The 22,301-nt window shown below is 40.1% G+C and carries 30 protein-coding genes, 1 other RNA gene and 1 other annotated feature; all 31 genes read left to right on the top strand.

The genetic code is table 11. The features are described from left to right. The first annotated feature begins 109 nt into the window (after nucleotides 1-109). A complete protein-coding gene (gene xylA / locus IEU71_RS05370) occupies nucleotides 110-1,456 on the top strand; it encodes a xylose isomerase (RefSeq protein ID WP_004912802.1) in 1,347 nt (448 codons plus the stop codon). 108 nt (nucleotides 1,457-1,564) lie between these two features. Further along, nucleotides 1,565-3,076 (top strand): xylulokinase, encoded by a 1,512-nt coding sequence (gene xylB / locus IEU71_RS05365; protein WP_004912800.1) that lies wholly within the window; start codon nucleotides 1,565-1,567, stop codon nucleotides 3,074-3,076. Between the two features lie 210 nt (nucleotides 3,077-3,286). Then, nucleotides 3,287-3,802, top strand: coding sequence for a VanZ family protein (locus IEU71_RS05360; protein WP_242030664.1), 516 nt, complete (start codon nucleotides 3,287-3,289; stop codon nucleotides 3,800-3,802). Further along, nucleotides 3,786-4,004, top strand: coding sequence for a DUF1146 domain-containing protein (locus tag IEU71_RS05355; protein ID WP_004912795.1), 219 nt, complete (start codon nucleotides 3,786-3,788; stop codon nucleotides 4,002-4,004). Before IEU71_RS05360 ends, IEU71_RS05355 begins: the two co-directional genes overlap by 17 nt. A gap of 108 nt (nucleotides 4,005-4,112) precedes the next feature. Further along, entirely contained in the window at nucleotides 4,113-5,105 is a 993-nt protein-coding gene (locus IEU71_RS05350) for a rod shape-determining protein (protein WP_004912792.1), read from the top strand. Next, a complete protein-coding gene (locus tag IEU71_RS05345; protein WP_036067759.1) occupies nucleotides 5,105-5,314 on the top strand; it encodes a DUF2969 family protein in 210 nt (69 codons plus the stop codon). Before IEU71_RS05350 ends, IEU71_RS05345 begins: the two co-directional genes overlap by 1 nt. Nucleotides 5,315-5,455: 141 nt before the next feature. Beyond that, entirely contained in the window at nucleotides 5,456-6,670 is a 1,215-nt protein-coding gene (locus tag IEU71_RS05340) for an FtsW/RodA/SpoVE family cell cycle protein (protein WP_004912786.1), read from the top strand. After that, complete coding sequence (locus tag IEU71_RS05335) at nucleotides 6,670-7,674, top strand: DUF2785 domain-containing protein (RefSeq protein WP_004912783.1); 1,005 nt, start codon at nucleotides 6,670-6,672, stop codon at nucleotides 7,672-7,674. The genes IEU71_RS05340 and IEU71_RS05335 overlap by 1 nt, the downstream gene beginning before the upstream one ends. Before the next feature lie 81 nt (nucleotides 7,675-7,755). After that, on the top strand, nucleotides 7,756-8,889 hold the full coding sequence (locus tag IEU71_RS05330; RefSeq protein ID WP_004912782.1) for a D-alanine--D-alanine ligase family protein: 1,134 nt from the start codon (nucleotides 7,756-7,758) through the stop codon (nucleotides 8,887-8,889). After that, nucleotides 8,889-9,755, top strand: coding sequence for a helix-turn-helix domain-containing protein (locus tag IEU71_RS05325; protein ID WP_004912778.1), 867 nt, complete (start codon nucleotides 8,889-8,891; stop codon nucleotides 9,753-9,755). Before IEU71_RS05330 ends, IEU71_RS05325 begins: the two co-directional genes overlap by 1 nt. Nucleotides 9,756-9,827: 72 nt before the next feature. Continuing rightward, on the top strand, nucleotides 9,828-10,436 hold the full coding sequence (locus IEU71_RS05320; protein ID WP_004912776.1) for a TetR/AcrR family transcriptional regulator: 609 nt from the start codon (nucleotides 9,828-9,830) through the stop codon (nucleotides 10,434-10,436). A gap of 37 nt (nucleotides 10,437-10,473) precedes the next feature. After that, complete coding sequence (gene rpmG, locus IEU71_RS05315) at nucleotides 10,474-10,623, top strand: 50S ribosomal protein L33 (protein ID WP_010279708.1); 150 nt, start codon at nucleotides 10,474-10,476, stop codon at nucleotides 10,621-10,623. A gap of 11 nt (nucleotides 10,624-10,634) precedes the next feature. Then, nucleotides 10,635-10,811, top strand: a complete 177-nt coding sequence (gene secE / locus IEU71_RS05310) for a preprotein translocase subunit SecE (protein ID WP_004912775.1) — start codon at nucleotides 10,635-10,637, stop codon at nucleotides 10,809-10,811. Between the two features lie 74 nt (nucleotides 10,812-10,885). Next, on the top strand, nucleotides 10,886-11,464 hold the full coding sequence (gene nusG, locus IEU71_RS05305) for a transcription termination/antitermination protein NusG (RefSeq protein ID WP_004912771.1): 579 nt from the start codon (nucleotides 10,886-10,888) through the stop codon (nucleotides 11,462-11,464). A gap of 111 nt (nucleotides 11,465-11,575) precedes the next feature. Beyond that, a complete protein-coding gene (gene rplK, locus IEU71_RS05300; protein ID WP_004912768.1) occupies nucleotides 11,576-12,040 on the top strand; it encodes a 50S ribosomal protein L11 in 465 nt (154 codons plus the stop codon). Beyond that, nucleotides 12,040-12,732, top strand: a complete 693-nt coding sequence (rplA, locus tag IEU71_RS05295; RefSeq protein WP_004912765.1) for a 50S ribosomal protein L1 — start codon at nucleotides 12,040-12,042, stop codon at nucleotides 12,730-12,732. The genes rplK and rplA overlap by 1 nt, the downstream gene beginning before the upstream one ends. Nucleotides 12,733-12,769: 37 nt before the next feature. Next, nucleotides 12,770-12,886: a sequence feature (ribosomal protein L10 leader region), on the top strand. Between the two features lie 27 nt (nucleotides 12,887-12,913). Beyond that, on the top strand, nucleotides 12,914-13,459 hold the full coding sequence (gene rplJ / locus IEU71_RS05290; RefSeq protein WP_004912763.1) for a 50S ribosomal protein L10: 546 nt from the start codon (nucleotides 12,914-12,916) through the stop codon (nucleotides 13,457-13,459). Between the two features lie 49 nt (nucleotides 13,460-13,508). Next, complete coding sequence (rplL, locus tag IEU71_RS05285) at nucleotides 13,509-13,874, top strand: 50S ribosomal protein L7/L12 (RefSeq protein ID WP_004912759.1); 366 nt, start codon at nucleotides 13,509-13,511, stop codon at nucleotides 13,872-13,874. An 81-nt stretch (nucleotides 13,875-13,955) separates the two neighbouring features. Beyond that, entirely contained in the window at nucleotides 13,956-14,588 is a 633-nt protein-coding gene (locus IEU71_RS05280) for a class I SAM-dependent methyltransferase (protein WP_004912757.1), read from the top strand. Next, on the top strand, nucleotides 14,566-15,057 hold the full coding sequence (gene tadA, locus IEU71_RS05275) for a tRNA adenosine(34) deaminase TadA (protein WP_004912755.1): 492 nt from the start codon (nucleotides 14,566-14,568) through the stop codon (nucleotides 15,055-15,057). The genes IEU71_RS05280 and tadA overlap by 23 nt, the downstream gene beginning before the upstream one ends. Before the next feature lie 114 nt (nucleotides 15,058-15,171). Then, entirely contained in the window at nucleotides 15,172-15,690 is a 519-nt protein-coding gene (locus IEU71_RS05270; protein ID WP_004912752.1) for an HD domain-containing protein, read from the top strand. Between the two features lie 18 nt (nucleotides 15,691-15,708). Further along, nucleotides 15,709-15,807: signal recognition particle sRNA small type (gene ffs, locus IEU71_RS05265), an RNA gene on the top strand. Between the two features lie 108 nt (nucleotides 15,808-15,915). Then, nucleotides 15,916-17,727, top strand: a complete 1,812-nt coding sequence (dnaX, locus tag IEU71_RS05260; RefSeq protein WP_004912749.1) for a DNA polymerase III subunit gamma/tau — start codon at nucleotides 15,916-15,918, stop codon at nucleotides 17,725-17,727. Between the two features lie 54 nt (nucleotides 17,728-17,781). Further along, a complete protein-coding gene (recR, locus tag IEU71_RS05255; RefSeq protein WP_004912746.1) occupies nucleotides 17,782-18,387 on the top strand; it encodes a recombination mediator RecR in 606 nt (201 codons plus the stop codon). Continuing rightward, nucleotides 18,384-18,644 (top strand): YaaL family protein, encoded by a 261-nt coding sequence (locus IEU71_RS05250; protein WP_004912743.1) that lies wholly within the window; start codon nucleotides 18,384-18,386, stop codon nucleotides 18,642-18,644. The genes recR and IEU71_RS05250 overlap by 4 nt, the downstream gene beginning before the upstream one ends. A gap of 38 nt (nucleotides 18,645-18,682) precedes the next feature. Further along, nucleotides 18,683-19,324 carry a dTMP kinase gene (gene tmk / locus IEU71_RS05245; protein WP_004912739.1) on the top strand — a complete coding sequence of 214 codons (642 nt, stop codon included), beginning with the start codon at nucleotides 18,683-18,685 and terminating at the stop codon, nucleotides 19,322-19,324. Then, on the top strand, nucleotides 19,321-19,650 hold the full coding sequence (gene darA / locus IEU71_RS05240; protein ID WP_004912736.1) for a cyclic di-AMP receptor DarA: 330 nt from the start codon (nucleotides 19,321-19,323) through the stop codon (nucleotides 19,648-19,650). The genes tmk and darA overlap by 4 nt, the downstream gene beginning before the upstream one ends. After that, nucleotides 19,650-20,552 carry a DNA polymerase III delta subunit-related protein gene (locus IEU71_RS05235; RefSeq protein WP_004912733.1) on the top strand — a complete coding sequence of 301 codons (903 nt, stop codon included), beginning with the start codon at nucleotides 19,650-19,652 and terminating at the stop codon, nucleotides 20,550-20,552. Before darA ends, IEU71_RS05235 begins: the two co-directional genes overlap by 1 nt. A gap of 1 nt (nucleotide 20,553) precedes the next feature. Next, the gene (rsmI, locus tag IEU71_RS05230) at nucleotides 20,554-21,423 is read left to right on the top strand and encodes a 16S rRNA (cytidine(1402)-2'-O)-methyltransferase (protein WP_004912730.1); all 870 of its coding nucleotides are present in this window, start codon (nucleotides 20,554-20,556) and stop codon (nucleotides 21,421-21,423) included. Nucleotide 21,424: 1 nt separating this feature from the next. Continuing rightward, nucleotides 21,425-22,156, top strand: a complete 732-nt coding sequence (locus IEU71_RS05225; RefSeq protein ID WP_004912727.1) for an acyl-[acyl-carrier-protein] thioesterase — start codon at nucleotides 21,425-21,427, stop codon at nucleotides 22,154-22,156. A gap of 68 nt (nucleotides 22,157-22,224) precedes the next feature. Further along, a partial coding sequence (locus IEU71_RS05220) for an NAD-dependent epimerase/dehydratase family protein (protein ID WP_188349627.1) occupies nucleotides 22,225-22,301 on the top strand: 77 nt, incomplete at its 3' end.

Below are 22,301 nucleotides of genomic sequence, written 5' to 3'. Positions count from 1 at the left end.
AGGAATTTGGAAAGGTTATATAATGATTTATGTAAGTTGGTTGTGTAAACCAACCAACCCGAAAACAATTAAAAGGCAGATGTTTAATCATCTAGGAGGAACAAACGACATGGCTGAATTATTCTCTTTTCCTAAAGTAGAATTCGTAGGTAACAAATCTTTGCAAGCTGGAGATGGCTTCCACTACTACAATGCAGATGAAGTTGTAGCAGGTAAGAAGATGAGCGAATGGCTCAAGTTCTCAGTTGCATACTGGCATACAATGGACCAACGTTTGGTTGATCCATTTGGTGAAGGAACAGCAACACGTCCTTGGGACAAAGAAGGTGAAGAAGGTTCAATGGCTTTGGCATTAGCTAAAGTTGATTACATGTTTGAATTTTTGGAAAAAACAGGCGTTGAATACTTTGCATTCCACGATCGTGATTTGGCTCCTGAAGGCAACACTTTGGCAGAAACAAACGCAAATCTTGACAAAGTAATTGACAAGATTGAGCAAAAGATGCAAGAAACTGGCAAGAAGTTGCTTTGGAACACAGCATCATTGTTCACTAACAAGCGTTTCTTGGCTGGTGGCGCAACATCACCATTTGCTGAAGTATTTGCATACGCTGCTGGACAAATCAAGCATTCATTAGACATTGCTAAGCGTTTGGGTTCAGAAAGTTATGTATTCTGGGGCGGTCGTGAAGGTTACGATTTCTTGTTAAACACTGATACAAAGCGTGAATTAGATCATATTGCGGCCTTCTTCAAGCTGGCTAAAGATTATGCTAATGAAATTGGCTACACAGGCCAATTCTTGATTGAGCCAAAGCCAAAAGAACCAACACAACATCAATACGACTTTGATGCCCAAACAACAATTGCTTTCTTGAAGACTTATGGTTTGGAAGACACATTCAAGTTGAACTTAGAAGGTAACCACACTTATTTGGCTGGTCACACATACGAACATGAAGTACGTTTTGCACGTGAAGCTGGTTTGTTGGGATCACTTGATGCTAATATGGGTGATAAGTTGATTGGTTGGGATATTGATGAATTCCCTAACGACATCTATGAAGCAACATTGGTTATGTACGAATTCTTGAAGAACGGTGGCTTGCCAACTGGTGGTTTGAACTTTGATTCAAAGCCACGTCGCCAAAGCTTTGAAATGGACGATTTGTTCTATGCTCACATTGCTGGTATGGACATCTACGCTGCTGGTTTGAAAGTAGCAGCTAAGTTGATTGAAGACCAAGTGATTGAAAATGTTTTGAAAGAGCGTTATGCTTCATTTGACGAAGGTATTGGTGCAGACTTTGAAGCCGGCAAGTTGACATTGAAGGATTTGGCTGAATATGCTGAAAACAAGACAGATGCTGATATCAACGCAACTTTGAAATCTGGTCGTCAAGAACAAATTAAGCAAACATTGAATAATTACATTTTCTCAGTATTGGGTGCATAATTTAAATTTTCCGTGTTCCACCAAAAAAGATTTGCACGGACGAGGGTCGGGACGTTGCGTTCCGGCTCTTTTTATCACAACAAACAAAATAAGAATGGAGTATTAACTATGACATCAGTTGTTTTAGGTGTTGATCTTGGCACGTCTGCGGTTAAAGTTTCAGCCGTTGATCGTACGGGTAACATCGTTGCGCAACAAAGTTTTGATTATCCACTTTCATATCCAAAACCCGGATATGCAGAACAAAATCCGGAAGATTGGGTCAATGGCACAACAGTTGCCATTGTCAATTTGATTTTAAAAGATGACATTAAGCCTTCTGAAATCGATGGTATTTCTTTTTCTGGACAAATGCACGGCTTGGTTTTGTTAGATGCCAATAATCAAGTGTTACGTCCAGCAATTCTTTGGAATGATACGCGTACGACAGCACAAGTGGCTGAAATCAACGATACGCTTGGTCAAGAATTTATTGATATTACACGCAATCGTGCCTTAGAAGGGTTTACCTTGCCAAAAATCCTCTGGGTGAAAGAAAATGAACCGGAGATATTTAAGCAAGCCACAACTTTTGTTTTGCCTAAGGACTATGTGCGTTATCGCATGACTGGTAAACTTCAAATGGAGTACTCGGATGCTGCTGGTACAGTGGCTTTTGACGTTGCAAAGAAGACGTGGTCAAAAACAATTCAAGAAGTTTTTGAATTACCAGCTTCATTCTTCCCAGAAGTGATTGAATCGATTGGTTATGCGGGCAACATTACTGAATCATACGCGACTTTCTCCGGTCTAGATACACACACCAAAGTCTTTGGTGGCGCAGCTGATAACGCTGCGGGTGCTGTGGGGGCTGGCATTTTAGAGCCAAATATGGTGATGTCGTCAATTGGAACATCAGGTGTTGTGTTGAAGTATGAAGACAATGCGAATGTTGACTATAAGGGCGATTTGCACTTCTTTAATCATGCTATTCCAAATAAATTTTATTCCATGGGTGTTACTTTGGCGGCGGGCTACTCATTATCATGGTTTAAAAATACGTTTGCAAAAGATGAAGACTTTAGTGAATTTGTGGCTTCTGCTGAACAATCAACTGTCGGCGCTAATGGTTTGATTTTCACACCATATCTTGTGGGCGAACGGACACCGCACCCTGATGGTGATGTTCGTGGCGCATTTTTAGGTGTTGATGGCACACATCAAAAATATGATTTTGTGCGTTCAGTTTTGGAAGGTATTATTTTCTCATTCCGGGATATTTTTGATATTTATGATCGCGAAGGCGCTGATTTTGATACGGTGGTCGCTATTGGTGGTGGCGCTAAATCACCATTGTGGTTGCAAATTCAAGCTGATATTTTCGGTAAAAAGGTTACAACATTGCGTAACGAGCAAGGACCTGGATTAGGTGCTGCAATGCTTGCAGCAACAGGTCTTGGTTGGTTTGACACAGTGCAAGACGCTGCTAAAAGCTTTATTTCATTTGGTGCTACTTATGAACCAATCGCAGACAATGTTGTGAAGTATCAAAAGGTACATGCCGCTTACAAAAAAGCTTACGCTGCTACGGCAGAGATTTCCCATGATTTGATGAATTATCGTCGTGAAAATGCTGAATAATAAATGAAAGAATCGTTGATGAAACGGTTCTTTTTATTTTGAAAATAAGGTTAAGTTGAACCACAACTGGTATAATATTAAGTTATGCACACTGTTTATTTAAACAATCAACAATACACAGCGCAAAACGTTAATGCAAGTCTTGTGGTAGCTTTTTTAAGTGCTATTTTACTCATACGTTTTTTCGTGAAATCTAAACTTGCAGGGACGTTGACTTGGCAAAATATCTTGGGACGATTAGCATTGGCGAGTTACGCCGTCTTAGTTGCTTTCTTAACGTTGACTTTTTATCGTTGGCCTTCATTTGGCACATATATTGATGTCATTAAAGGATATGGGGGTCTGGGTCAATATGAGTTTTGGCGACTCTCGGTCTTTCACCCTGAAGGGGTGGCTTTTAGTTGGTATCAAATGTTAGCCAATATCTCATTATTTATACCATTGGGATTGTTGGCACCCTTAGTTTTACCTAAATGGCGTGGCTTTTTTAAAATTCTACCTAAAATTTTTCTGACGTCACTAATCATTGAAACTATTCAAGGTATCAGCACTTTTTTCTATCTTTCTAATCGGTTATTTGATGCGAATGATTTGGTAACAAATACTACTGGTGGGGTGATTGGTTATATTTTATATAAACTTGTTGTGAGATACATCAGAATTGAAAAACAGCGTTTTAGTCAAGGTAAACATTTTAAGGAGAAACAAGATGAGTCCGATTTTTGAGTTGAGTTTAACTTTAATCACCATATATTTCTTTTTCTGGGCAATTAGACCAATTAATTTTGCTAAATTCATGCCTTATACACCGGTTCAGGCAACTTTTTTGAAGGTCATGCTGGCAATTATTGGTGGCTATCTACTCTCAAGCTTCTTTATCTCAATCACACAATGGGTCTTACAAATTCCGGATGCAGTTCTGAAATGACCGATTAACGAGAGAATCCACCGCAAAAAAAGTGGTATTATGGTATAATTTACTGGATTATGTACGACGAAAAATACAGTACGAAAGCTAAAATCTTGGAGAAATAAAATGGCAAAAGATATCGGAATTGATTTAGGAACAGCCAATGTTCTGATTTACGTGGAAGGCAAAGGCATCGTCTTAAATGAACCTTCGGTTGTCGCAGTTGATGACAAAACTGATCGTGTATTGGCTGTCGGATCAGAGGCTTATCGCATGGTGGGTCGTACACCTGGTAATATTCGTGCGGTACGCCCTTTGAAAGATGGTGTGATTTCTGATTTTGACATCACAGAAGCAATGCTGACTTACTTTGTTGACAAGCTAAATGTTAAAGGGTTCATGTCAAAACCAAACATTATGATTTGTGCGCCAACTAACATCACTGAAATTGAGCGCAAAGCCATCATTCAAGCGGCTGAAAAGGCTGGCGGGGCAAAAGTTTATTTGGAGTATGAACCAAAGGTAGCGGCTGTTGGTGCTGGACTAGATATTTTTAAACCGATTGGCTCAATGGTGATTGACATGGGTGGTGGAACATCTGATATTGCTGTACTGTCACTAGGTGATATTGTTGTTTCTGAGTCTATCCGAGTGGCTGGTGACAAGATGAACTTTGACATTGTCAATTTCTTGAAGCGTCGTCATAACTTGATTGTTGGTGAACGGACAGCCGAGACCATTAAAATCCAGATTGGATCTGCCTTACAAGTTGATGAGCCATTGACCATGGAAGTGCGTGGTCGTGATAACTTTGAAGGTATGCCTAAGACAATCACAATTAACTCAAACGAAGTTGAAGAATCACTGCATGATACGCTACAACAAATTGTACGGGCAGCTCATTCTGTATTGGCTAAGTTACCACCAGAATTAGCAGCTGATATTATTGATCGGGGCATTATGTTGACTGGTGGTGGTGCTTTGTTGCATGGTATGGATCAACTGCTATCTGATGCACTTGAAGTACCAGTTGTTGTATCGGATTCACCACTTGACAACGTGGCCAAAGGTGCGGGTGCACTTCTTGAACACATGAAGGCAGGACATCGAGGTTTATAATGAGTAAAAAAAACCAAAGCTTTGGAGTCGATCTTGTTGAAACAGACGGCCGGACACAAGTATTAGTGGACAATAAAGAAATTGGATACATTGAGAAAACGACGCGGGGATTTGCTGGGTATTTTGGTAAACAAGCCGTCATTAATCAAGCCAAAGATGAAGATGAGGCTTTACAAGCGATTCTGGCAAGCTTTAATTTGCATCAATAAATAAAGCACGTCGTGATTTTTCGCGGCGTTTTTTGTACATAAATCGATGAAAATATTAATTGTGCAATAACTGTATAGTCCTTCTTGCCATTAAGCAAAAAATAATGTTAAACAAGAGGCGATTAGCATTTTGGAGATATCATGCAGCAAAGACGACAAATTTCAAAACGAACATCTGGATCAGAATTAGACTGGGGCATTATTTTAGCATTGCTATTATTTATGATAATTGGCTTGAGTGCCTTGTTTGAAGCAGCTACTCATATGCAAGGTGCAACAGCTGGAGTTGCGCTACGTGCGGTAATCGTGCAGGGTGGGTTTTGGTTTATTGGTGGCTTGATTATTGTTTTTTTGCTACGATTTGATGAATCACAACTGTGGCGTTTAGCGCCTATTGCCTATGGATTAGGTGTGTTCTTATTGGTGGCTGTCTTGATTTTTTATAATCGGTCGATGGCTCTTGCGACAGGAGCAAAGTCATGGTTTGTTTTTGGACCAATATCATTTCAACCTTCCGAAGTCGTCAAGCCAGCATTTATTTTGATGTTAGCACGAGTAGTTGCACAGCATAATCGTGATTATCCAACGCATGCGGTTCAGAGCGATTGGATTTTATTAGGGAAAATGGCGTTAGTGTTTTTGCCTCTAGCGGCTTTGATTGCCTTGCAAAATGATTTGGGAACATTACTTGTCTTTATTGCAATATTTGGAGGCGTAACGTTAGTTTCTGGGGTGACATGGCGAATTTTGGCACCTGTTATCATTGCTGGTGTTGTGTTGGGAACTACTTTATTAACGCTGGTCATTTCAACGGCAGGACGGGCAATTTTGTCGGCTTTGGGGTTCCAGAGTTATCAATTTGCGCGTATTGATACGTGGTTACATCCGGCTACCGATACCTCAGGTGATGGATACCAAACATATCAAAGTTTAAAAGCGATTGGGTCAGGACAATTAACAGGTAATGGTTGGGGCGCTTTAAAAGTTTATGTGCCTGTGCGAGAGTCTGATATGATTTTTTCAGTCATTGGTGAAAGCTTCGGTTTCATCGGTGGCGCGCTCTTGATTGCTTTGTATTTTGGACTTATTTACTTACTAGTTCGTGCTACTTTCCGTGCGCAAAGTGCTTTTTACGCCTACATAGCAACAGGTGTTGTGATGCTGGTATTATTCCACGTTTTTGAAAATATTGGTATGAGTATTGGCTTGTTGCCATTAACGGGTATTCCGTTGCCTTTCATTTCTCAAGGTGGATCATCACTAATCGGTAATTTAATTGGTGTTGGTCTGGTGCTTTCTATTAGTTATCAAAAGAAAAATACAACTTTTACTGAATCAACAGGGTTTTCAATCTAATGACAGAATTCGAAAAATTAAAACAAGAATTTGTGGCGTTGCGTCAAAAGGTACGTGATGGGAATGTCTTTCAGTCGTTAGGCAATTTGATGGCAGAAGCGTTGCGCGAAATGCCACCCAAACAGGCGACTGAAGTCATATTGCCAGTTGATGGTGAGCATGCCTTACAAAGAATACAAGAATATACACATCAACTTGATTTGATAGCTGAAGCAGACCCAGATACCCAGCATATTGATTTTCATATTACCGATACAGACTTACATGTCATTACTGCACAATTGGCTAATCCACTGCCTCAGTACAGGGACACAGGTGCTTTCTTCTTTTTAAGTGACATGGTGCAAAATGATTTACTGGCGCCAGAACAGCTTCGCTGGTTAGCTGAGTACTTATCATCGGACGAGCAATTATTTAGTCATATATTGGAGCCACATAATGATGGCATTTATCGACGATCGTTTAGTGTCATGATTTTGTCACTGTTGCTATACGCAAATCGTGTAAAACAACCATTTTTGTCAGATGGACAATTAGACGATATGATTGATCAAATTGCCTTATACGCTGCTTTAGAACGTGATGGTCGTGGTTTCATTGGCCAAAATGGTTGGGCGCATGCCTTTACACACATTGGTAATGCTGCCGCTGAAATATTTTTGATGCCACAACTCATGCGAGCCGATAAATTATTTTTGATGAGTGCGATGTTGGCTGGCTTTAGGGAATTGTCGGACCCATTGACATTCGGTGAAACTGGCCGATTGGTAGAAGTATTGTCAAAACTGGCAAAGCAACATTCGCTTTATAGTGACTATATGTTATTAACACTTAAAAACTGGCGTAAAGATTTGGTGACTCAGACACCACCAAAAACACAGGCACGTTGGCAACAGTTTTACAATCGGTCACAGTTTTTCCACGAAATTATCATGCTTAGTCCAAGCGATGTGCCCAAAGCAATTACTGATTACGTTAACGAGACAAAAAATTACTTAAGTTAGTGATATTAACGGCTTTAAATATGTAAATGCTTGCATAATATTACTTATATTTGATATAATAAAAAAAACGGGGATAGAAAAATGAATAAAAAACACGTAGCGCTTATTTTTGGTGGCAACTCATCAGAACATGATGTGTCGAAACGATCGGCTCAGAATTTTTATGATGCTATTACGGCCACAAATAAATATGACATCACGGTTTTCGCTATTGCACAAAACGGTTACTTTTTAGATCCAGCTAGTTCAGAACGTATTTTGGCGCTGGAAGATGAACAGCCAATTGTTGATGCGTTTATGGCAAAAATTGATGCAACTGACCCCTTGGCACGCATTTCTGCGCTACGTGCAGCTGGTGATTTTGATATCTTCTTCCCAGTCGTTCACGGTAATTTGGGTGAAGATGGGACTTTGCAAGGCCTTTTTCGAATGCTTAACAAGCCTTATGTTGGTGCACCATTACGTGGCCATGCAGTAAGTTTTGATAAAGTATTGACGAAAGAGTTGCTAACAGTTAATGGCATTCGCAACACGAAATATATGGTAGTTGATCCAAAAACTGCACAAAATCTTTCATGGGAACAAGTGGTAGCTGAATTGGGAGATATTGTCTTCGTCAAGGCAGCTAATCAAGGTTCGTCTGTGGGTATTTCACGTGTCAAAAGTTCTGAAGAGTTGAAGACGGCATTGGCCGATTCATTCCAATACGATTATAAGGTGTTGATTGAACAGGCTGTTAAAGGACCAAGAGAGTTGGAAGTTGGTGTGATCGGAAACGATGATTTATTGGTGTCTGAGATTGGTGCACACACGGTTCCAGAACAAGGTGTTGGTGACGGCTGGTACGATTACAGCAATAAGTTTGTTGACAATTCTGCGGTTCAATTTGAAATCCCAGCTAAGTTACCTGACAGTGTGACACAAGAAGTAAAACAAATGGCTTTGGATGCGTTTAAGGTCTTAAATCTTCGCGGTGAAGCACGAATGGATTTCTTGTTGGATGAAAATGATGTGCCTTACTTAGGCGAACCAAACACGCTACCTGGTTTCACTAATATGTCTTTATTTAAGCGTTTATGGGACTATTCAGACATCAATAATGCAAAGTTAGCTGATATGTTAATTGAGTACGGTTTTGAAGAATTTGAGCGTAATGAATCACTAAGCTATTCATTCTTAGCGCTTGGTGAAGAAAAAATAGGGAAGTTTAATTAATGGCAAGAAACGGTAAAAACGAAAATTTTGACGGTAAAGCAATCCGCGCTGCTCGCAAAAAGATGCATTTATCACAAGTTGAGTTGGCTGAAGGTATTACCACTCAAGCAACAATTTCATTGGTCGAAAATCAAAATCGTGTACCTAATGCAGATGTGTTGTTGGCGATACTAGACCGCTTGAATTTGGATATGTCACAGTTCGTGTCTGGTGATTTTTTGACCAATAAGGCTAAGGAATTATTGAGCCAAGTTGTTTTAAACATGAACACAGATGCTTTGAATGAATTTAAGGATTTTGAAAAAGCATTGAGTCAGAATCCTCCTACGCTGCAAGCTTACTATATTCTAAAAGCTGCTGACGAATTTCATAATAAGCAAAATTATGCGCAAGTTATCTATAATACAGAGCGTGCAACCGATAAAAAAACACCGGTTTTAAGTAATTTCTTCTTATTTTACGCTTATCATCAAATGGGATCATCCTATTATTTACAAGGAGATATGGCAACAGCGCGTGAAAAGTTTGCCTTGGCTTACGAACAAGAACCAGATTTGTTGACTGCCACTGATTTGGAGTTTCATGGTGTTTTGCAAGGACGTAAATATTATGCCGAGTTCTTGGTAGCGGAAAAAGATTATGATGAAGCCGCAAGTATTTTGTCAGGTGCATTGGATGCTTTGCGTCAACGTGTTGATTTGTTCTGGGTACCTGAATTGAGTGAACAATTAGCAAACATCGAAGAAAAACGTGGTGATTCGGAAGCGGCTAAGCGTTATATGCACTATGCTCGTATTGCTGCCTACCTATCTGGTCGTTCCAACACGGAAGCTCGTTTAGCTAAACTTGACACTGTGGTGTTTTAATCACTAATTAAAAACATTTCCACAATTTGGAAATGTTTTTTTGTCGGTTTCAGGTGTAAACTAGATTGAAGAATGAAAAGTGGGGGTGACACAGTGGCAGAGTCTATACCAGCTAGTGAAAACCGGCGTCAACAAATTATCAATGCAGCGACAACTCTTTTTTTGGCCAAAGGTTATAACCAAACAACTACACGTGATATTGCAAAAGTCCTAAATATTAGTCAGCCTGCTCTTTATCACCATTTTGGCGATAAAGAAACGCTATTTGTTGAAGTGGTTAAAACGGTTGGTGATCAGGTCAATCATGATATGAAAAAAATCTTGGCAAAGACATATACAGAACCAATAGATCAACTAATTGATTTGACAGATGCTATTTTGACACGTCATCCGCGTGACGTTTTTACACTAATCCATAGTAGTTTTACATCATTATCCGATAAACATCAACGCGTTTTGGGGATGATTTTTGGTCAAGACTATGTTGCACCAATCGCCCAATTTTTTGCGACAATTACTTTACGTTCAAGCATTGACGCACGAACTGCAAGTTCTTTTTATATCACAAGTTTGGCCCCGCTTTTTGGCGACTTTCATACGCTGGGTGCGAAACAAACTAAACGTGAACGAATTGCGCAGCTGATGGACCTAATTTTGTATGGGGTAGCAAAAAATAATTAACAATGGTATGATACTAGGAGAATATGGAGGCTAACGCATGGCTAGTCAAAAAGTATCGTTGGCGTGTACTGTTTGTGGTTCACGCAATTACACGGTAACATTATCGAAAGATCGCACCGAGCGTCTTTCTGTCAATAAGTTTTGCCAACATTGTGGCAAACATACATTGCATCAACAAACAAAATAAGGAATTTCCTAATGATTAACTACTTTAAAAACGTTGCAGCAGAAATGAAAAAGGTCACTTGGCTTACAGGTGAGCAGACATCAAAAGAAACGGTTACTGTGATAACAGTATCAATTATTTTTGCACTTTTTCTAGGTGGCGTTGATTGGCTTTTACAACAAGGTTTCAATGTCTTACTAGCAAAGTGAGTTGTTTTTTGTTATAATTGCTTTAACAACAGGAGCTCTTTGGGGGTTCTTTTTATTTTGGAAAGAGGTAAAAAATGTCAGAAGATATCGAAAAATCATGGTTCGTTGTGCATACTTATTCTGGTTATGAGCACAAAGTCAAAGCAAACTTGGAATCACGTACACAAACAATGGGCATGTCACAACAAATTTTTCGTGTGTTAGTGCCAGAACAAGAAGTGACTACGATTCAAGATGGTGAAGCAAAGCAAACCGTTGAAAATGATTTTCCAGGATATGTCTTAGTCGAGATGGCAACACCGCAAGACGACAACATGACAGATGAAGCTTGGTATGTTGTGCGTAACACACCTGGCGTAACTGGTTTCTTGGGATCTCACGGTGCTGGTTCAAAGCCAAATTCACTTATGCCTGAAGAAGTTGACCTATTAATGAAACGAATGGGTATGGTTACGCGTGAAAAGGTTGATTTAGACGTTGCAGTTGGTCAAACTGTTAAAATTATCGCTGGACCATTTTCAGGAATGGAAGGTGTTGTCACTTCTGTCGATCAAGAAAAGCAAACATTGGAAGCCACAGTTGAAGTGTTTGGACGTGAAACACCAACTGAACTTGATTTTGCTGATGTTGATACAGTCTTGGATGAACGTTAAAATTGTCTTGCAAAACGTTTTGATATTTGGTAACATATATTAGTATGCCATCGGCATACGTGGGAGCAGCACTAAAGCTGTGTTTCACCACAACACGAGGAGGAAAATATCGTGGCTAAAAAAGTTGTAAACGTAGTTAAGCTACAAATTGCCGCCGCTAAAGCAACGCCGGCACCACCAGTTGGTCCTGCATTGGGACAAGCTGGTATTAACATTGCGCAATTCACTAAGGAATTTAACGCACGTACTGCAGATCAAGCTGGATCAATTATTCCAGTTGAGATTTCTGTTTTTGATGACCGTTCATTCGAATTCGTTACAAAGACACCACCTGTAGCTGATCAATTGCGTAAGATCGTTGGTAAGGGTTCAGGTGAACCTAACACCAAGAAAGCAGGAAACGTAACACTTGATCAAATTCGTGCCATTGCTGAAAACAAGATGGCTGATTTGAACGCCAACGACATCACAAACGCTATGCGTATGATCGAAGGTACAGCACGTTCAATGGGTGTTACTGTTGACGGTGTTGACTTGACTGTTGAAGGTACAGCAATCAAGGAGGACGCAGAATAATGGCTCAAAAGCATGGTAAAAATTATGTTGCAGCAGTAGCAAAGGTAGAAGCTGAAAAAGCTTATGCTTTGAACGATGCTGTTTCATTGGTAAAAGAAATTGATTTTGCTAAGTTCGACGCTTCTGTTGAAGTTGTTTTCAAGTTGAACGTTGACACACGTCAAGCAGACCAACAATTGCGTGGTGCTGTTGTGTTGCCAAACGGAACTGGTAAAGATAAGACAGTTGTTGTCTTTGCACAAGGTGACAAAGCTAAAGAAGCTGAAGCAGCAGGCGCTGACGTTGTTGGTGCTGCGGATTTGGTACAACGTATCCAAGGTGGCTGGTTAGACTTTGATGTTGCGATTGCAACACCAGATATGATGGCTCAAGTTGGTCGTGTTGGTCGTGCTTTGGGACCTAAGGGATTGATGCCAAACCCTAAAACTGGCACAGTTACAATGGACGTTACTAAGGCTGTTTCAGATGCCAAGGGTGGACAAGTAACATACCGTACAGATCGTGACGGAAACGTCGCAGTTCCAGTTGGTCGTGTATCATTTGATGCTGACAAATTGGCTGAGAACATTAAGTCAATCTCTCAAACAGTTTTGAAGGCTCGTCCTGCAGCTGTTAAGGGTACTTATGTACAACACGTTTCAATTTCGTCAACATTTGGTCCAGCTGTATCGTTGGATGTTAATTCATTGTAATTTGACAATATCAACTTCGTTTGGTAGAATTTATTAAGTAATTGAATCCATTTTGCCTAAGACTCAGGTGATGCTTGCATCTTAATAACCTGCCGAGGAAGTTTAAAACCTTTTCCCGTGTGTCTTTGAGCGCACGGGATTTCTTTTGCAAAATAAATTTAAAGGAAGGAGAATCATAATCATGAGTGAAAAAGCTATTGCAGTTAAAGCACAAAAAGTTGAAGAAATTGCTGATCAATTTAAGGATGCCGCTTCAGCAGTTGTTGTTGATGCCCGTGGATTGACAGTTGCGCAATCTACAGACTTGCGTCACCAATTGCGTGAAGAAGGTGTTGTCCTTGAAGTAATCAAGAACAAGATCTTGACTCGTGCGGCTGAAAAAGCTGGTTACGCTGAATTGAACGACATTTTTGCCGGTCCTTCAGCTGTTGCCTTTTCTAACGATGATGCTGTTGCACCAGCACGTATCTTGAAGAAGTTTGCAGATGAAAACGAAGCATTGCAAATCAAGGGTGGTGTTGTTGATGGTAACATTGCTAGTCTTGATGACATTAACAAGTACGCTTCATTGCCTTCACGTGAAGGTTTGTTGGGTCAGTTGATGGCAGAATTCCAATTCTCAATTCGTTCATTCGCATATGCTGTTAAAGCTGTGTCTGACAAATTAGAAGAGGAAGGTGGCGCTACTGAAGCAACACCTGAAGAAGCAGCAACGGATGCTGAATAATTTAAAACAACCATTATAAAACAAATATAAATCTCGGAGGATTTTGATCATGGCTTTTGATAAAGACGCGATTATCGCATCATTGAAAGATGCAACGATCTTGGACTTGGCTGACTTGGTTTCAGCTATCGAAGAAGAATTTAACGTTTCAGCAGCAGCTCCAGTAGCCGCTGCTGGTGCAGGTGACGGTGCAGCTGCTGCAAAGTCAGACTTTGATGTTGAATTGACTTCAGCAGGTACTGCTAAAGTTAAGGTTATCAAGGCAGTTCGTGAAGCAACTGGTTTGGGCTTGAAAGAAGCTAAAGACTTAGTTGATAACGCACCTTCAATCGTTAAAGAAGCTTTGAACGAAGACGATGCCAACGCATTGAAGGCAGCCTTGGAAGAAACAGGCGCTTCAGTAACATTGAAGTAATCTTCTTCATCATATTAAAAGAAGTGCTTCGGTACTTCTTTTTTTGTACATATTGAAACGATTTTATGGAGGAAATGCAGGATGACAGAAAAAGCATCAGGCGAACAGTATTTTACCGCTAATCCTAACGCAGATCATCACTTTCAACAATTTGATTTTGAGTTATTAGGACATCAATTACATTTTACAACCGATTCTGGTGTTTTTTCCAAATCTACTGTTGATTTTGGGACTCGTACAATGCTAGATGCATTGTCAAAGACGACTATCCCTACTGGGAAAATACTTGACTTGGGTACGGGATATGGACCGGTTGGCATTAGTATTGCCAAAGCTTACAATCGAAAAGTTGACATGGTTGATGTTAATGAACGCGCGCTGGCACTTGCAAAACAAAATGCGCAAAAAAATGGCGTTGAAAATTTAACCAAAATATTTCAATCTGATGTTTATCAGAATATCAATCAGCAATATGCTGCCATTTTAGTAAACCCACCGATTCGAGCAGGCAAGCAGGTAGTAACAGCAATGCTGCAAGAGGCAATTAAATATTTACAGCCGGGTGGCAAATTAATTGCTGTTTTACAAAAGAAACAAGGGGCACCGTCAGCGCAAAAAAATATGTTGCTGGCGTTTGGTAATGCGTCAGTAATTCATAAAAATAAGGGATATTATATCTTGGAGAGCACTTATGGCGACAGTTCCGACATTTAGTGAACAACAAATTGATTATTTCATGCAAGAAGCCTTGAATGAGGCAAAATTAGCAGGTAGTGAAGGTGAAGTGCCAATTGGTGCGGTAATTGTATTTGAAAATCAAATTATTGCTCGTGCACACAATCATCGTGAAAGAGATCAATTAGCCACTGCTCATGCGGAACTGATTGCTATTGAACGTGCTAACCAAGCTTTGAAATCATGGCGTCTTGAAGGCACTGCATTATTTGTTACGCTAGAGCCCTGTATTATGTGTGCTGGTGCAATAATCAATGCACGTGTGCCAGCGGTTTATTATGGTGCGCAAGATGCAAAAGGTGGTGGAACACAATCACTTTATCAGCTTTTGGAGGATGAACGGCTTAATCATCGCGTTGCTGTCCAAGCTGGTGTTCGTGCTGAAGAATCAACCAAAATATTGCAACAGTTTTTTGCTGATATTCGTGCCAAAAGAAAGCAAAATTAGTCACTTGATTACAGTATCACAATCTTTTTGTAAATAATTTGCAAAGTTAAATGTCAGCATTTTTTTTGAAAATAGATTATAATTGTTTCTAGTAGATAATAAAGAGGTAAATGAATGCAAAACCCTAATGCATGGCGACATGATACAGCGTATTTAAAAATTGTTGATGATTTATTGGCACATGATGAAGTCCAAAAATTGGCACTCTACCCACAACATCACTTCTCAAATCGCTTACAACATTCAATTTCAGTATCATATCACTCATACTTAATCGCAAAAAAAATTGGTGCGGATGAAGTTGCTACTGCCAGAGCTGGTTTATTGCATGACATGTTTTATTATGATTGGCGTGTCACTAAATTTGCGGAAGGATCTCATGCCTATGTTCATCCCCGCATCGCCTTAAAAAATGCGCGTAAAATTACCACAATCAGTCCTAAAGAAGAAGATATTATTGTGAAGCACATGTTTGGCGCAACAATTGCACTGCCCAAATATCGCGAAAGTTGGATTGTCTCACTAGTGGACGACTTTGCGGCTGTTGATGAATACGCAATTCCCAAAGCATATCTGACCTATTTTAAGTGGCAGGAAAAAATTGCGCGTAAAATGGCAAGAGTGTTTGCGTAAAGTTCTTTTTTTAGATATAATAGATAGGCAGGCAAGCGTCGGCTCCCGAACCGGGTCAGGACAGGAATGTAGCAGCCCTAAGGTTGTTCGAGGTTGTGCTTGTGTACATATGATGGCGGCCGCGTAGCGGTCTTTTTTTGTAAATCTGAGTCTGTGATAATGATTGTCGTTGTGAAGCGATCAAATAACAGATGACTTTTGGCAGTTCATAATGGAGGTATTACCATGGCATATCAGGCACTATATCGTGTTTATCGACCACGTACATTTGACGATATGGTAGGCCAAGAAGTGATTACACAAACACTAAAAAATGCAATCGAAGCTCACCAAACAGGCCATGCTTATTTGTTTAGTGGCCCAAGAGGAACCGGCAAAACGTCAGCAGCCAAGATTTTTGCTCGTGAAGTGAATGGTATATCACCAGATACTGACGAAACACAGATTCCGGATATCATTGAAATTGACGCTGCTTCTAATAATGGTGTCGATGAAATCCGTAATATTCGTGATAGCGCAAATTACGCGCCAATTGAAGCACAATACAAGATTTATATTATTGATGAGGTACATATGTTGTCAACAGGTGCATTTAATGCGCTGCTAAAGACACTTGAAGAACCGCCCGCCAATGTTAAATTTATTCTTGCAACAACAGAGCCACAAAAAATTCCAGCTACGATTCTCTCAAGAACACAGCGTTTCGATTTCAAACGGATTGATGACGCCACGATTCAAACGCGTATGGCAGCGATACTTGGCAAACAATCAGTAGTATATGATCAAGATGCGTTACGTGTTATTGCAAATGCGGCCGAAGGTGGAATGCGTGATGCCTTGTCGATTTTGGATCAAGTGATTGCGTACGGTAGTGATAAAGTTACGATTGATAATGCTTTGCAAGTTACGGGGGCAACCACAACAGAAGCCTTACTAATGTTTTTGGGACAGGTTAGTGATGGCGATACCAGAAATGCATTGCAGACACTGCATACTATATTACTAGACGGCAAAGATGCACAGCGTTTTGTGGCTGATATGATAGGCCTTTTACGCGACGTGATGTTGGCACCAATTGCACCCAATTTGATTAAAACAACAGCTTCAGTTGAGGAACTAAACAAGTTAAATCAAAAAATAGGGCAAAAACGCATCCAAATTATGATGCTTGAACTTGATGAAACTCAAAAAGCGTTATTGCAGACCATGCAGAGTGATGTCTACCTCGAACTCTTAACCGTTAAACTTAGCTTAGCTGGTTCAGAAATACTGTCATCTTCTGACGTAAAACAATCACAGTCCCCAGTAACGCCTAAAAACTTATCGAAATCACAACCATCTGTTGCAACACCAATAATCGATGATGATATTCAAGCGCCAAAGGAGGCGCCTTTAATATCAAATACACCCACCACAAATAACAATACGCACAGTGCTATGCAGCAACCGCAACAAACAGCGGTTCAAAAGCAAAATGCAGATGTCAATTCAGAACCAATTTCACAGGCGAAATCCGAGATCAAGAAACTAAGTGCACGTACCGGACAGGAAGCAGTATTTGCCGTTTTGAGCGTAGCAAGACGTGAGACACTGACTAAAGCTACGCAACTTTGGCCAGAACTAAAGCAACAGTTTGATGTAGCTAAGCAGGCTTTTTTGACTATTGCAAAGCCAGTAGCGGCCAGTGACGAGGCAATTGTGTTAGCATTTGATTACCCTGCCTTACTTGCCGAAGCCTTGCAGGATTCTGAACTACAAGTCCAGCTAGTGCAACAATTATCTGAACGTAACTTGCCCTTTTCTCTCGTGTTGATTTCTAAAGACGAGTGGAAAACTGATCGCGCTGCTTATGTGTCGCTTTTACGTACTGGTGAGAAAATTACCGTCAAATTAAATGATATACCAGTTGTAAAAGCTAACGCTGAAACGGTAACTGTTGATCAAGATGATACAATAGCAGTCACAAATGATACACCAGAAATTGTGAAGCAAGCCCAATCATTGTTTGGTGAGGACATTGTGAACATAGTGGACTAATCTATTTAGGAAGGAATACGTTGAACGTTTCTGACGTTTAAACGTTATGAATATATGCAGTATCCAGAACCTATTGCAAAATTAATTGATAGTTACGCCAAATTACCTGGAGTAGGTGTTAAAACTGCGACACGATTGGCGTTTTACACCCTGGGTATGAGTGAGTCAGATGTAACTGATTTTTCTAAATCCTTACTTTCAGCTAAAAACGATCTCACTTTTTGTACGGTGTGTGGTAATATTACAGAAAAAGACATTAACCCTTGTGTTATTTGTCGTGATGAATCGCGCGACCAATCAACCGTCTTTGTTGTTGAAAATTCTCGTGATGTGATGGCTATGGAAAATACCCGTGACTATCATGGCTTGTATCATGTGCTAAATGGTGTGATTTCGCCAAGTGCAGGTACTGGACCAGAAGATATTAATTTACCAAGCTTAATTAGACGTTTATCTGAACATGAAGAAATAAAAGAAGTGATTGTCGGTACCAACGCAAACGCTGAAGGTGAGGCAACGGCTATGTATTTGGCTCGGTTATTAAAGCCAGCTGGGCTGACCGTAACGCGATTAGCACACGGCTTGGCAGTGGGTTCTGATATTGATTATGCAGATGAATTGACGCTAATAAAAGCAGTTCAAGGACGGACAAAACTATGATATTTGGTAAAAAGAAGCGACGTTTACGTGCTGAATATGATCAGGCACTGGTTTTTCAAATAGATAAGGCTAAAATTGATTGGGATACTGCTAAAAATTCTGAAGAAGCATTGTTGGATGGTCAGGTCAATTTTCGTTTGATTCAGGCGCAAACTGCTTTGGCACGTGCAAAGTTTAATTACTTGTATCGTGAGGCACGACGTCGTAAGACAGTCGGGCATATGCAGACGCATGTACTCAAATCTGATCGAATTTAAGAAATTAATCACTAAGATGTTATTACAAAGGAACGTCAATGTCAAAACCATTATTTATTTCATTTGAGGGCCCTGAAGGGGCTGGTAAGACCACGGTACTGAATATTCTAATTGCAGAATTGCAACCAAAATTAGGAAACAAGCTTGTCACAACGCGTGAGCCCGGCGGCAATCCAATTTCGGAGGCCATTAGAGCAATTTTACAGCCAGAAGATGATAATGGCCTAGAAAAGCGTACGGAAGCTTTGCTTTATGCTGCTGCACGTCGACAACACTTGGTCGAGATTATCCAACCGGCTTTGGCAGCTGGAAAAGTGGTAATTTCTGATCGCTATGTTGATAGTTCACTAGCTTATCAGGGTGGCGGGCGAGACTTAGGTGTTGAAAAAATTTGGCAGATTAATCAATTTGCGATTGATGGTTTGTTGCCTGATTTAACAATCTACTTAGATGTCCCTTCTGAATTAGGTTTGGCTCGTGTGACAGCTAACCGTAAAGGGAAAATTGATCGTTTAGATAAAGAAAGTCTAGCCTTTCACCAAAAGGTGCGTCAAACTTATTTAAAACTTCAAAGTGAATTTTCTGATAGAATTAAAATAGTCGATGCAACACAACCATTAGATAAAGTGGTGCACGATACACGTGAACTTATTAACAAAGTTCTGGAGGACAAATCATGAAACTTATAACAGCAATTGTACAAGATAAAGATACAACAAAATTGAGTAATGCTTTTGTTAAAGCTAATGTGCGAGCTACACGTCTGTCAACTTCTGGTGGCTTCCTGCGATCAGGTAACACAACATTTATGATTGCCATTGAGGCCGATCGGGTACAAGAGGTACTTGATATTATCAAAGATGTGTCACAAAAACGTAAGCAATTTATGGTGCCACCCATCAGCTTAGATGCTGGTGGAGACCACGTTGGCGCCTATCCAATTGAAGTTGAGGTTGGTGGCGCAACAGTGTTTACGCAAGAGATTGAATCCTTCTATCAGTTTTAATGTTGCCTGATTTTGCCACAACTGCACAGCAAACTTACCCAACACAAATGGCTCATTTTAATGAGTTACTGAAGAATGGACAATTAAGCCATCTGTATTTATTTGTTGGATCAAGCCAGTCGACGAGACTGGCCTTTTCGCGTTATTTGGCTTGGCAAGTGGTTGGTGCAACCGATCGTAATGCATTACGCATTAACGAAAATGAGCATCCAGATGTGCATTTGGTGGCGCCTAAAGAAGAAGGAGCTACTTTAAAAGTAGCACAAGTGCGCGATTTGACACCCGAATTTGTGACTACCACGCTGGAAAGCCCGAAAAAAGTGTTTATTTTAGATGCTGTTGAAACGATGACGGCTAGTGCCGCCAACTCGTTGCTAAAGTTTATTGAGGAGCCCGCTGGGCCACAGCTTATTTTACTGCTGACAAATAATTTACAAGATGTATTGCCAACAATTCAGTCTCGGGCCCAAATTGTTCATTTGAATCCTGAAATATCTTTAGTTGATGCAAACGGCATCGATGATAATTGGCAGAAAAACACACAAATGTTGTTATTTAAGTGGTTTGAGTTGATGATGCAACGTAAAATTGAAGCTTTTGCATATGTCCAAACCACGTTGATTAGTCAAATCACAACTGATTTACAACAAAAAATGTTTATGAAATGGCTGCGCCAATTGGCAAGGGATATGGTGATATATTGTGCCACTGCTGACGAGAACCTGATGTTTCCCAGTTTAATAGGTTTTTATAAAACACTGGCTAAGCATTATCATGTCAGACAGTTAGTGCACGCAGCAGAAGCTATATTTGCTGATGATAAGTTACGAAAAATTAATATATCCTTGCAAGCACGTCTTGAAAAAATGGCTTTAGAGGTTACGATTGCGTTGGGAGAATAGCATGCAACAACAAAAAAGTTTTGGGTCACAAGTTTATGGCACACTTTACCTCGTGCCAACGCCAATTGGCAATTTGGGTGATATTTCGGCGCGAGCACTGGATACGTTGCGGGATGTTGATTTGATTGCGGCCGAAGATACACGACATACACAGCAGTTGTTGAACCATTTTGATATTGAAACACCGCAGACCAGTTTTCATGAACACAATTGGCAAGCTAAAATTCCTAACTTAATTGCTGATTTGCAAAACGGTACTAATGTAGCGCAGGTTAGCGATGCTGGTATGCCATCAATTTCAGATCCTGGTAAGGAATTAGTGGCTGCCGCTGTCGCATCATCGATTCCAGTCGTGCCAATTCCGGGTGCCACTGCTGGGGTAACTGCTTTAATTGCCAGTGGTCTAGTACCACAACCTTTTTATTTTTACGGTTTTTTGAAACGTAAAAACAGTGAACAATTAGCTGAATTACAGCAGTTATCCACAATGAAAGATACGATCATTTTTTATGAAGCCCCCCATCGTTTAAAGCAAACGCTTGTCAATATTCAAAAAATAATGGGATCAGATCGAAAATTGGTTTTAGCGCGTGAATTAACAAAGCGTTATGAAGAATTTTTGCGCGGAACAGCGTCAGAATTAGTGACATGGGCACAAGAAAATGATATTCGTGGTGAATTTGTTGTCATGATAGATGGGTTTCATGGGCCGATTGTTGCCGAAACAACAGAAATCACATTATCAGTCAAAGAAGCTGTGGACGCACTGATTACAAAAGGACTTCGACCAAATGCAGCCATTAAGCAAGTTGCTAAAGAGCGCGAACTTGATCGTCAAGCCGTTTATGCAGATTATCACGGGATAAATTAAAATGAAAAAATATGAAATAGAACGTCGTGTTGAATATTATGAGGCAGATACGACACAAAAGTTGTCATTACCAATGATTTTGAATTTAGCGGTTTTGGCATCTAAAAATCAAAGTGACGAACTTGGGGTTGGTCAAGATTATCATTTGGCAATGGGACTAGGTTGGGTCATTTTGCAGTATGAAGTTGCGATTAAAAGGCGACCTAAGGTGAGTGAATTAATGCGTATTCAAACCTACGCCGCTGAATACAATCCATTTTTTGTACGACGACCTTTTGTCTTTTTTGATGAATCAGGTGACGAAATTATTAAGGTGTCATCAATTTGGACGATGTTGGATATTAAAAATCGTCGTATGGCACGTTTGCCACAAGAAATTGTTGATAAATACGACGCACAACGCGTTAAACAAGTTCCTCGTATTCCCAATCCAATTAAAATAACGGATGATGATACCATCATTGAAAATGATTATCATGTGCGTTATTTGGATATTGATGCTAACCAACATGTTAATAATTCAAAGTATTTTGAGTGGATGCAGGATGTCTTGTCACCAGAATATTTGATGACGCATGAAGTGACACATATTAACTTGAAATTTGAAAATGAAATTCGTTTAGGACATACAATTTTATCGCAAGTTGTTTTGGGTGATGGTGAAACTCGTCACCGTATTATGATGGGAGATACGGTCAGTGCCGAAGCAGAATTTAAATGGCGTGAGTTGTAGTATAATTTAAGATAGGATACTCAAGAAAGGGGATGTATCCACTACATGAGGTGGATACGTTTATAATTATGGCAGTATTAGTACTTGGTGGTGCAGGATATATTGGCTCACACATGGTGAAACGTTTGGTTGAAGCCGGACGCGA

The organism is Leuconostoc falkenbergense (assembly GCF_014634805.1).
GTDB classification, from domain to species: Bacteria; Bacillota; Bacilli; order Lactobacillales; family Lactobacillaceae; genus Leuconostoc; species Leuconostoc falkenbergense.
The sequence above is the reverse complement of the archived record's forward strand: the minus strand, read 5'-3'. Positions and strand labels throughout refer to the sequence as shown.